This is a genomic window from Cyanobium sp. Lug-B, assembly GCF_024345635.1.
In the GTDB taxonomy this organism is placed as follows: domain Bacteria; phylum Cyanobacteriota; class Cyanobacteriia; order PCC-6307; family Cyanobiaceae; genus Cyanobium; species Cyanobium minutissimum.
Map to the genome: position 1 here is coordinate 1 of NZ_JAGQBM010000084.1, position 10,677 is coordinate 10,677.

12 protein-coding genes and 1 pseudogene are annotated in these 10,677 nt (G+C 71.9%); 10 read left to right on the forward strand and 3 right to left on the reverse strand.

Translation table 11 applies throughout. The features are described 5' to 3' along the window. From KBY81_RS15110 to KBY81_RS15125, 4 genes and pseudogenes are all read left to right on the forward strand, one after another. Positions 1-348, forward strand: a pseudogene (locus KBY81_RS15110) (cysteine desulfurase); the annotation flags it as partial. Between the two features lie 26 nt (positions 349-374). Continuing rightward, positions 375-1,064 carry a DUF1995 family protein gene (locus tag KBY81_RS15115; RefSeq protein ID WP_254976948.1) on the forward strand — a complete coding sequence of 230 codons (690 nt, stop codon included), beginning with the start codon at positions 375-377 and terminating at the stop codon, positions 1,062-1,064. An 82-nt stretch (positions 1,065-1,146) separates the two neighbouring features. After that, positions 1,147-1,671 carry a DUF4330 domain-containing protein gene (locus KBY81_RS15120; RefSeq protein ID WP_315858533.1) on the forward strand — a complete coding sequence of 175 codons (525 nt, stop codon included), beginning with the start codon at positions 1,147-1,149 and terminating at the stop codon, positions 1,669-1,671. Between the two features lies 1 nt (position 1,672). After that, positions 1,673-3,016, forward strand: a complete 1,344-nt coding sequence (locus KBY81_RS15125) for a D-alanyl-D-alanine carboxypeptidase/D-alanyl-D-alanine-endopeptidase (protein ID WP_254976950.1) — start codon at positions 1,673-1,675, stop codon at positions 3,014-3,016. Positions 3,017-3,037: 21 nt separating this feature from the next. On the opposite strand, the gene KBY81_RS15130 is transcribed toward KBY81_RS15125, so the two are convergent. Both KBY81_RS15130 and coaD read right to left on the reverse strand, forming a co-directional pair. After that, the gene (locus tag KBY81_RS15130) at positions 3,038-3,985 is read right to left on the reverse strand and encodes a hypothetical protein (protein WP_106220008.1); all 948 of its coding nucleotides are present in this window, start codon (positions 3,983-3,985) and stop codon (positions 3,038-3,040) included. Further along, on the reverse strand, positions 3,978-4,481 hold the full coding sequence (gene coaD, locus KBY81_RS15135; protein WP_106220007.1) for a pantetheine-phosphate adenylyltransferase: 504 nt from the start codon (positions 4,479-4,481) through the stop codon (positions 3,978-3,980). Before coaD ends, KBY81_RS15130 begins: the two co-directional genes overlap by 8 nt. Positions 4,482-4,565: 84 nt before the next feature. Between coaD and KBY81_RS15140 the strand changes: the two genes are divergently transcribed. The 6 genes from KBY81_RS15140 (at position 4,566) to KBY81_RS15165 (ending at position 9,331) form a co-directional block, all read left to right on the forward strand. Further along, positions 4,566-5,057 carry a flavin reductase family protein gene (locus KBY81_RS15140; protein WP_106220006.1) on the forward strand — a complete coding sequence of 164 codons (492 nt, stop codon included), beginning with the start codon at positions 4,566-4,568 and terminating at the stop codon, positions 5,055-5,057. Between the two features lie 9 nt (positions 5,058-5,066). Beyond that, complete coding sequence (gene uvrC, locus KBY81_RS15145; RefSeq protein ID WP_254976951.1) at positions 5,067-7,103, forward strand: excinuclease ABC subunit UvrC; 2,037 nt, start codon at positions 5,067-5,069, stop codon at positions 7,101-7,103. Continuing rightward, positions 7,100-7,417 (forward strand): hypothetical protein, encoded by a 318-nt coding sequence (locus KBY81_RS15150; RefSeq protein WP_106220005.1) that lies wholly within the window; start codon positions 7,100-7,102, stop codon positions 7,415-7,417. Before uvrC ends, KBY81_RS15150 begins: the two co-directional genes overlap by 4 nt. 72 nt (positions 7,418-7,489) lie before the next feature. Beyond that, positions 7,490-8,113, forward strand: coding sequence for a protoporphyrinogen oxidase HemJ (gene hemJ / locus KBY81_RS15155; RefSeq protein WP_219903922.1), 624 nt, complete (start codon positions 7,490-7,492; stop codon positions 8,111-8,113). Next, positions 8,100-8,765, forward strand: coding sequence for a PHP domain-containing protein (locus KBY81_RS15160; RefSeq protein WP_106220215.1), 666 nt, complete (start codon positions 8,100-8,102; stop codon positions 8,763-8,765). Before hemJ ends, KBY81_RS15160 begins: the two co-directional genes overlap by 14 nt. A 29-nt stretch (positions 8,766-8,794) precedes the next feature. Next, on the forward strand, positions 8,795-9,331 hold the full coding sequence (locus KBY81_RS15165) for a hypothetical protein (RefSeq protein WP_106220004.1): 537 nt from the start codon (positions 8,795-8,797) through the stop codon (positions 9,329-9,331). A gap of 24 nt (positions 9,332-9,355) precedes the next feature. Here KBY81_RS15165 and KBY81_RS15170 read toward each other — a convergent pair. Beyond that, positions 9,356-10,677: cobaltochelatase subunit CobN (locus tag KBY81_RS15170; RefSeq protein ID WP_254976952.1), on the reverse strand; the 1,322-nt coding region annotated here is incomplete at its 5' end.

Sequence of the window (10,677 nt, forward strand, 5' to 3'; positions counted from 1 at the left end):
GTGCGGCTGAGCGGTCCGGAGCCGGACGACCCCGCCGGACGCCTGCCGCACCACATCAGCCTGCTGGTGGACGGGCCGGATGGCCGGCCCCTGGGCGGCCGGCGGCTGGTGCGGGAGCTGGCCCGCCGGGGTTACGCGGTGAGCAGCGGATCGGCCTGCACCAGCGCCGGGGCCGCCGCGGGCACGGCCGGCACCAGTGCCGTGCTGCTCGCCATGGGCTACGGCTCCGCCGAGGCGGCCAGCGGCCTGCGGATCAGCCTGGGCCCCTGGAACAGCCCCGATGATCTGGCCGGACTGCCGGCGGCCCTGGAACAGGCCCGCCGCAGGGTGGCGGAAGCGCCTGGGTAGGGTCCGGACAGCCCTGCCGCCCGCCGATGCTGCCCGCCGACCTGCGCACCGCCGAAGCCGAAGCCCTGCAGGCCCTGCAGGCGTCCCTGGGGGCCGGATCGGGGGGCCGCTGGACCGTCGAGTTCCGCTTCGAAGGGCTGCGCCTGATGCCCGTGGTGCTGCGGCTGCTGGAGGGGCTGATGGCGGAGCGCCCCGGCGTGCGGCTGCTGTTTCCCGATGCCGGTGCCACCGCCCTGGCACGCCGGGATGCGCCGGCCCTGGCCGAGCACATCGGCAGCTTCTCCGACCAGCGGCGGCGCCAGCAGGAGGGCCCCTCGAGCGGCGTGCTGCTGCTGGTGGGGGCGAGCCAGGCGGAGTACGAGCTGGTGGAGGAGGTCTGCGGCGGCCACGGCGACGCGGTGGTGCTGATCAATCCCGCCCTGGAGGATGCCGCCGTGGGCATCGGCAGTGTGGCGCGCCAGCGTCGCCGTGGCTTCCTGGCCGGCTGGCGCGCCGCCTATGCCCTGCTGCCCAAGGCCGACCGGGCCCTGCGCTGCGCCTACCCGGGCGAGTGGGAGCTGTACCGGCTCGACCCCGACGGCTTCCGGCTGGCGGCGAGCTTCGAGCAGAAGCCCGATGCGGAGCAGCAGGACCTGGCCCTCAGCGGCCGTGAAGAGGCCGGTCTGGGCGGCAACCTGCGGGCCCTCGGCCAGATGATCGAGGACCTGCAGAACTGAGGCCCCTGTCGGGAGCGGGCCGGCCGGGGCGGCTGGTGGATCCCGGAAAGGCTGCGTACACTTCGCGGGCTTTCCCATGCCCATGCCCAGCGAATCGTCCCGGTCCCGTTCCTTCAGCCTCGTCGACGTCGGCGCCGCCGCCGCCGCCCTGCTGGCGATCGGGGGCGTGATCTGGAGCCCCCGGCTGAGCGGGGCGGTGGCCCAGGCCACCGGCGCCCTCGAGCCCGTCACCGTGATGGTGGATGTGCGCGGTGCCCCCGCCGCCGCACCGCTGGAGCTGCTGGAGCAGGCCCGGGCCGAAGGCAAGGTGGCGATCGTGATCCGCAACCAGCCCCACGGCAGCGTGGCGGTCAAGCAGATCATCCCCTTCGATCGCATCATCTCCACCCTCACCCCCGACGGAAAGGTGGTGAGCGCCCCCGATCCCAATCAGAAGACCTTCAGCACCTTCGATGGTCGTTTCGTCCTGGAGGGCCAGGGCCGCCGCACGGCCGGTGGGGTGGTCTTCGGCAACCAGACGATCAAGATCGGCGCCCCGGTGGAGCTGGAGGGCACCAACTACCGCTTCAACGGCACCGTCACGGGCCTGAAACTCGGAACCTCCTGACATGACCGCCTCCGCCCGCCCCGGCCACCGACGCCACCGCCATCCCCTGGGGCTGGCGACCCTGCTGCTGGTCGCCGCCGGCACCGGATCGGCGGGCCCGGCGGCCCTGGCCCAGACCGCACCGGCCCTGCCCTCGGCCCGGAGTGAGCGCCCCCTGCCGATGGCGACCCTGCCGCCGGCGCCCCCCCCGGTGGGCATGCCGCGGCTGGCCAGTGAGGTCAGCTGCCCCAGCCTGCAGCGGCAGGTCACCCAGGTGCTGGGCGGGGAGCGCTCCCGCTGGAGCGTCAGCGTCGCCGATGGCAGCGGCCGCCTGCTGGCCGACGTCAACGGCCGCCAGCCCCGGGTGCCGGCCTCCAATCAGAAGCTGGTCAGCAGCGCCTTCGCCCTCGATCGCCTCGGCCCCGACTACCGGCTCAGCACCCAGCTCTGGCGTCTCCAGGACGGCACCCTGCGGCTCACGGGGCAGGGGGACCCCGACCTGGCCCTGCCCCAGCTGCAGCGCTTCGCCCAGCTGGCCATGGCCGCCGGCGCCGCCACCGTCCCGGGGGGTGGTCCGGTGCGGCTGGAACTGGCGGAGGAAGCCTCCCAGAACTGGTGGCCCAGTGGCTGGCACGTGGCTGACCGGGCCTACGCCTACGGGGCCCCGATCACCCGGCTGGCGATCACCAGCAACGCCATCGACGACGCAGTCAGCAATCCCCCCTCCCGGCTGCAGACCCTGCTGCGTCGGGCCATGAACCAGGGCGGAGGATCGCCCTTGCAGCTGACCCTGGTGTCCGCCCGCCAGCCCATCCCCGCCGATGCCGTGCTGATCCACCAGGAACCCTCCACCTCCATGCATGGCCTGCTGAGCCTGGCCAACACCGAAAGCCACAACTTCACCGCCGAGGTGCTGCTGCGCCAGGCGGCCGGCACCTGGGACGTGGCCGAGGCCAGCCGCCTGAACATGCTCTGGCTGGGCGAACAGGGGCTGCCGATGGAGGGGGTCAGGGTGGCTGACGGCAGCGGCCTCGACCGCGCCAACCGGGTCACCAGCCGCTTCCTGGTGGCCCTGCTGCTGCGCATGGACCACCACCCCTATTCCAGGGACTACATCAGCTCGATGGCCATCGCCGGACGCCGCGGCACCCTGCGCAACCTCTACAAGGGCACCAGCCTCGATGGCCGTCTGTTCGCCAAGACCGGCACCCTCACCGGCGTGCGGTCGATCAGCGGCGTGCTCCAGACGCCGGACGGTCCCCGGTACGTGAGCGCCGTCTCTGCCGGGGCAGGGGCTCCGAACACCACCATCGGCCGCGTCCTGCGGGAGGTGCAGGCCGTGGGGGCCTGCCCATCGGCGATCTGAGCCGGCGCTGAGGCGGCGGCCTCAGCTGGCCAGCCCCCGGCTGGCGGCCCGACGGAGACGGCCGGCAGCGCGGCGGGCCCGATCGACGGCGGCGTTCTCCAGGGGAATGGGGGCTTCGGGGGGGCGACTGGCGGCCTGGGTGTCCTGGGCCTGCAGCCGCACGAGCTCGCGCCGGCCCCCCAGCACCACCTGGCTGAGCTCCTTGAGGCGCACCTCCAGTTCGCCCAGCACCTGCTCGGCATAACGGTTGGCGCCCTCCTGGATGGTGGCCGCCTCCTGGCGGCTGCGGGCGATCAGGGCATCGCACTGCTGCTGGGTCTGCTGGCGGAACTGGAGGGCGTCGGCATGGAGCCGCTCGGCTTCGGCCTGGCTGTCCCGCTGGATGCGCAGCCCTTCCTGACGGATGCCCTCCAGTTCCTGCAGGGCCTGGGCCCGGCTGCGCTCGTGCTGCTCCAGCAGCTGGCGGTTGCGCTCCGCCGCCTCCTGCTCCAGCTGCTGGCGCCGCTGCTGGGCCTCCTGCTCCAGCTGCTGCCGGCGGCCGGCGAACTGCTGCTCGAACTGGGCCATCCGGGCCTGGTGTTCCTGTTCGGTCTGGGCCACCTGCTGGCGGGCCTGGAGCACCATCTGCTCGCACTGCTGGCGGGCCAGTTCCCGTTGCTCGGTCACCTGGCGCTCCGCCTCCTGGCGGATGGCGGCGGCGTTGATCAGCTGCTCCCGCTCGCGCCGCGCCTGGGTGACGATCTCCTCGGCCTGCAGCCGGGCCTTCTCGATGAAGCCCTCCCGCTGGCGGATCAGGTCCTCAGCCTGGGAGATCTGCCCGGGCAGGGCCTCCCGCAGGGCATCCATCATCTCGATGGCGTCCTGCTCGTTCACCAGACGGCCACCGCTGAAGGGGATCCGGCTGCCGTCGAGAACGATGTCCTCCAGCTGATCCAGCTGATCGAGAACGGTGAAGCGGACCTCAGCCATATCGGGTTTCGGGAGCTGCCTGTCGATTAAAGAGCCTCTCCAGGTCGATCGCCACTCCCGGCGGGACCATGTGACCCACGTCCCCGCCGAAGCGGGCCACCTCCTTCACCACCGAGCTGCTGAGAAAGCTGTGGTGCGCTGCGGTGGCCATGAACAGGGTTTCGACCCGGGGGGCCAGGGTCCGGTTGGTGTGCGCGATCTGCAACTCGAATTCGAAGTCGCTCATCGCCCGCAGACCCCGCAGAATCACCTGGGCGCCGCAGGCCTGGGCGTAGGTGACGGTGAGACCGTCGAAATGGCCCACCTCGATGCCGGCGATTCCCTCGGTGGCGCAGCGGATCTGCTGCAGCCGCCGCTCCAGGGGGAAGGCGGGCTGCTTGGAGGGGTTCATCAGCACCGCCACCACGACCCCGTCGAAGAGGCCGGCCGCCCGCTCGATCAGGTCGAGGTGGCCCAGGGTGAGGGGATCGAAACTGCCGGGGTAGAGGGCTCGCATCGCCCCAGCCTATGGAGGAGGGCCCGGGCGGGTTCCCGGGCGCGGCCGGGTTCCTAGAGTCGCCTGATCCCTGCCGCCCACCCCATGACCGACGTTGCCCTGGACGCGGCCGCCAAGAAGACGCTGCTGCGCAAGATCCCCCACGGTGTGTTCATCTGCGGGGTGGCCGAAGGCGACGAGGTCAACGGCTTCACCGCCAGCTGGGTCACCCAGGGGTCCTTCGAGCCCCCCCTCGTGGTGATGGCGGTGCGCGCCGACTCCACCAGCAACGGCATGATCCAGCGCAGCGGCCGCTTCTCCCTCAACGTGCTGGCCGCCGATCAGAAGGACCTGGCGGCGGTGTTCTTCAAACCCCAGAAGGGGGTGGGGGGACGCTTCGATGCCGCCCCGTTCCAGCTCGGTCCCCTCGGCCTGCCGGTGCTCGACGACGCTCTCGGGGCGGTGGAGTGCACCCTGGTGGGCCAGGTGGCCCATGGCGACCACACCGTCTTCGTGGGGGAAGTGAAGTCGGCGACCCTGCACCGCGACGCCGCCGCCCTGGAACTGGCCGCCACGGGCTGGCAGTACGGCGGTTGAGGCTCCGCCATGGCTGAACCGGTTGCGACTCCGGTCGGCACTCCGGGTGGCACGCCGAGCGGCCATTCGGGCGGTGACGTCGTCGGGCCGCTGCTGCTGCAGCGCGAGCGGCTCTCGGCCCGGCTGCGGGAGCTGCCGGCGGAGCCCGGCTGCTACCTGATGCGGGATGCGAGCGACCGCATCCTCTACATCGGCAAGTCGAAGAGCCTGCGGGCGCGGGTGCGCAGCTACTTCCGCGACTCCCACGACATCAGCCCGCGCATCGCCCTGATGGTGCGGCAGGTCTGCGAGATCGAGTTCATCGTCACCGACAGCGAGGCGGAGGCGCTGGCGCTCGAGTCGAACCTGATCAAGAACCACCAGCCCCACTTCAACGTCCTGCTCAAGGACGACAAGAAGTACCCCTACCTCTGCATCACCTGGAGCGAGGCCTACCCCCGCATCTTCATCACCCGCCGCCGCCGGCTGCGCAGCCCCCTCGACCGCTTCTACGGGCCCTACGTGGATGTGGGCCTGCTGCGCCGCACCCTGGCCGTGGTCAAGCGGGTGTTTCCGCTGCGCCAGCGGCCCCAGCCCCTCTACCGCGACCGCACCTGCCTCAACTACGACATCGGCCGTTGCCCCGGGGTCTGCCAGGAGAAGATCGGCTCCGAGGAGTACCACCGCATCCTGCGCAAGGTGGCGATGGTGTTCCAGGGCCGCAACGATGAACTGCTGGACCTGCTGCGGCGGCAGATGGAGCGCTATGCCGAGCGGCTCGACTTCGAGGCCGCCGCCCGGGTGCGCGACCAGCTGCAGGGCCTCGACCTGCTCACCGCCGACCAGAAGATGAGCCTGGGGGACAGTTCCATCAGCCGCGATGTGATCGCCCTGGCGTCGGACGAGCGGGTGGCGGCCGTGCAGATCTTCCAGATGCGCGCCGGCAAGCTGGTGGGGCGCCTGGGCTACACCGCCGACGCGGCGATCGCCACCCCGGCGGAGGTGCTGCAGCGGGTGGTCGAGGAGCACTACAGCCAGGTGGACCCGGTGGAGATCCCGCCCGAGTTGCTGCTGCAGCACCCGCTGCCGGCGCAGGAGCTGATCGGCGACTGGCTGGCGGAACGGCGGGGCCGCAAGGTGCGGCTCGCCGTGCCCCAGCGGCGCCAGAAGGCGGATCTGATCGAGCTGGTGGAGCGCAACGCCGGATTCGAGCTGGCCCGGGCCCAGCGGGGGGCGGAGCAGCAGCTGCTGGCCACCGAGGACCTGGCCCAGCTGCTGGAGCTGCCGGTGCCGCCGCGCCGGATCGAGGGTTACGACATCAGCCACATCCAGGGCAGCGATGCGGTGGCTTCCCAGGTGGTGTTCATCGACGGCCTGCCGGCCAAGCAGCACTACCGCAAGTACCGGATCCGCAGCAGCAGCATCCGCGCCGGCCACTCCGATGACTTCATGGCCATGGCGGAGATCATGCGACGGCGCTTCCGGCGCTGGTCGCAGGCGAAGGCGGAGGGGGCCGACCTGGGCGCCCTGCGGAAGGCCGGCGCCTCGGCCCTGCACACCGATGGCCTCAGCGACTGGCCCGACGTGGTGATGATCGATGGCGGCAAGGGGCAGCTGTCGGCGGTGATGGAGGCCCTGCGGGAGCTTGACCTGCACGAGGAGCTCACGGTGTGCTCCCTGGCCAAGCAGCGGGAGGAGGTGTTCCTGCCCGGCGCCAGCCAGCCCCTCGACACCGAGGCCGACCAGCTGGGGGTGGTGCTGCTGCGGCGCCTGCGGGACGAGGCCCACCGCTTCGCCGTCAGCTTCCACCGTCAGCAGCGGGGGGAGCGGATGAAGCGCTCCCGCCTCAGCGACATCGCCGGCCTGGGCCCCAAGCGCGTCAAGGACCTGCTGGCCCACTTCCGCTCCATCGACGCCATCCAGCTGGCCAGCCCCGAGCAGATCGCCGCCGTCCCCGGCATGGGGCCGGCCCTGGCCCGGCAGGTGTGGGAGCACTTCCACCCCCCCATGGACGGGGCCGATGAGGCCGAGGCCCCCCAGGGGGAACCCCTGGAGCTGGCGGGATGAGGCCAGCCGTGCGCGCCTGGGGAGCGGGGGTCTGGGCTGGCCTGCTGATGGCCCTGCTGCTGCTGCCGTTGGTTCCGGCGCCGGTGGTGGCGTCTCCGGGCCTGTGCGTCGGTCCGGTCTGCGGGGACGAGATCAGCCGCAGCGCCAAGCACCACTGGCAGCTGAGGCTGCGGGTCAGCGACCAGGAGAGCCGGCGGGAACGGATCGTGGTGGATTGCCGCGATGGCGCCATCAGTCCGCGGCTGGGGCCCGTGGACCGGGCCTACAGCGCCGCCGTGGCCCGCCGCTGCTGCCGCCTAGTGGGGGAGGGCTGAGCTTCGCCGCCGCCCACCCGGCGGCGACTAACTTGGCGGTCCGCCGCGCAACGCGCTTCCTCGGGCCCTGACATGACGCTGTCCCTGCCCCTGACCCTCGCCTTGACCTGGCCCCCCGAGGCCTACCTCTGGTTCAAGACCCTCCACATTGTCGGAGTGGTGGTGTGGTTCGCCGGGCTGTTCTACCTGGTGCGCCTGTTCATCTACCACCGGGAAGCCGCCGAGCTGGAGCCGCCTGTTCGCCAGGCCTTCGAGGAGCAGTACGGGCTGATGGAGCGACGTCTGGCCAACATCATCACCACCCCGGGCATGGTGGTGGCTGTGACCATGGCCGTGGGTCTGCTGCTGGTGGAACCGGCCTGGTTGAAGCAGGCCTGGATGCACGCCAAGCTGGCCGTCGTGGCGGGCCTGCTCGTCTACCACCACCTCTGCTACCGGCTGATGGGCCAGCTGCAGCGCGGCGAATGCCATTGGAGCGGCCGCCAGCTGCGCGCTCTCAACGAACTCCCCACCCTGATGCTGGTGCTGGTGGTGATGCTGGTGGTCTTCAAGGCCCAGTTCCCCACCGGTGCCGCCACCTGGTTCCTGGTGGCCCTGGTGGTGTTCATGGCCGGCTCGATCCAGTTCTATGCCCGCTGGCGGCGGCTGCGCGCCGAACGGCTGGCCCAGCAGGAGAGCGGTGGTGCTGCGGCCTGAGGCTCTCGCCCATCCCCTGACCCCGGTGCTGCGCCAGGTGCGGGCTGACAGCTGCCCGGACCGGTTCAACTTCCACTGCCACACGATCTGCAGCGACGGCAGCCTCCATCCCCAGGATCTGGCGGCCGAGGCCGTGGCCATCGGCCTGGAGCACCTGGCCGTCACCGACCACCACGGCCTGGCGGCCCATGGCGCCATCAGCGCCGCCCTGGAGGACCACCGCCGCCGGGGGGCGGCCACCCCCACCCTCTGGCGCGGGGTGGAGATCAGCTGCCTGCTGGAGGGCTGCCTGGTCCATGTGCTCGGGCTGGGCTTCGCCGAGGAGCACCCCTCCCTCCACCCCTACCTGCAGGGCACCTCCGTGGTGGGGCCGGCCCTGCGGGCCGAGGCGGTGGTGACGGCGATCCGCGCGGCCGGGGGCCTGGTGCTGCTGGCCCACCCCGCCCGCTACCGGCTGCCCCACCAGCGCCTGATCGCGGCGGCGGCGGATCTGGGCTTCGACGGCGCCGAGGTCTGGTACGACTACGCCATGCAGAGCCGCTGGCAGCCGACGCCGCTGGTGTGCGACGCGATCGCCGCCGACCTGGAGCGTCGGGGCCTTCTGATGAGTTGTGGTACGGATACCCATGGGCTGGTGCTCCGCGGCCGCTAGGGTTTGCTGACACCTTCCTCCTTGCGTCGATGGGTCTGTTCGATCGTCTGTTCGGTTCCCGTGCCGCTTCGGTGAGCAAGCCCGAGGCTGCCGCCAAGGCCAAACCCAAGGCCGAGACCTTCTTCCTCGATCCCGAGGCCTCCAGCAGCCTCGGGGATGTCAAGTTCATGAAGCGGTCCAACACGATCCGCCACACCTTCCCCGGCAACGCCGACAGCCCGGGTGACAAGGAGATGGTGGCGGAGGTGGCCTCGATGGAGGCCCGGGTCGAGAAGATGACCCCCGGTCTGGCCGGCGTCCAGCCCACCGAAAAGGGGTCGGTCAACCTCACCGGCGGCATCCCCAAGCCCGTCAAGAAGACCTTCGCCCAGCAGATGAGCGCCGCCGAGCTCGGCCAGCGCATGAAGGGGGCGGCCGTCACCCCCACCAACCTGCCCGGTGGTCCGGCGGCGGCCAAGCAGCAGAAGGAGGCCGAGGCCCAGGGCCAGCCCGCAGGCTCCCAGGCGCCGGCCAAGCCCGGCACCACCGATCCGTTCCGCTCCATGGTGAGGGATCTGGAGCTCTGATCCCAGCGCCGCCGGGAGCCTGGTTCAGCGCTGCTCCACCAGGCTCTCGCTCTCCAGCACCAGCTGCCGCAGCCGCTCCAGCCGCTCCGGATCGGCCCCGTCCCAGAGGCCGCGATGGTGCGCCTCGAGAAGCCGCTCGGCCATGTCCCGCAGGGCCCAGGGGTTGGCGCGTCCCAGGAACGCCCGCACGGCCCCGTCCTCCAGCCAGGCGGCGCTGATGGCGCCGTAGCCCCAGTCAGGGACGCGCCCGGTGCTGGCGTCGTAGGCGAACAGGTAATCGAGGCTGGCGGCCATCTCGAAGCCGCCCTTGTAGCCGTGCTCCTGCATGGCGGCGATCCAGCGGGGATTCAGCAGCCGGGAGCGCAGCACCTTGTCGAACTCGCGCTCAAGCCGGTGCAGCCGGGGGCGCTGGCTGCGGGAGTGGTCGCCGAACCAGAGGGCGGGGGCCCGGCCCTGGAGCGTCTCGGCGGCGGCGCTCAGCCCCCCCTGGAACTGGTAGTAGTCGTCGGAATCGAGCAGGTCGTGCTCCCGGTTGTCCTGGTTGTGCAGCACCACCTGCACCGAGGCCAGGCGCCGTTCCAGCCCGGCCCGATCCGCCCTGGCCTTGATGGCGCCGCCGCCGGCGGTGTCGCCCGGATCACCGTCGTAGCGCCAGGCGCTCCAGTTCAGGAACGCCTCGCCCAGGTCACCGCGCTCCTCCCAGTGGCCGCTGTCGATCAGGCCCTGCAGCCCGGCCCCGTAGGCCCCGGGCGCTGAGCCGTAGATGCGCCCCCCATGACCCTCCTGCCGGGCCGAGGCCGCCAGGGGGTTGTCTTCGGGGGCCTCGTCGAGGCCGGCCACCAGGCGGGTGGCCCGGTTGAACCAGCCCACCAGCTGGGGAAAGGCATCACGGAACAGGCCGGAGATGCGCAGGGTCACATCCACCCGCGGCCGGCCGAGCAGGCGCAGGGGAATCACCTCCACGTCCACCAGCCGGCGGGTGGGGCCATCCCAGACGGGGCGCACGCCCATCAGGGCCAGGGCCTGGCCGATGTCCTCACCGCCGTTGCGCATGGTGGCGGTGCCCCAGACCGAGAGGGCCAGGCTGCGCAGGTCGTCCCCCTCCTCCTGGAGATGGAGCTGCAGCAGCAGTTCGGCGCTGCGCCGTCCCAGGTCCCAGGCGGCCTCCGTCGGCAGACCACGCAGATCGACGCTGTAGAAGTTGCGCCCCGTCGGCAGCAGGTCCGGCCGCCCGCGGGTGGGCGCCCCCGAAGGTCCGGCGGCGATGCGGCCCCCGGCCAGGCCGGTGAGCAGGGACTGCCGCTCCGCCGCGCCGCAGGCCAGCAGGGGCGGCAGCAGGGCCCGGC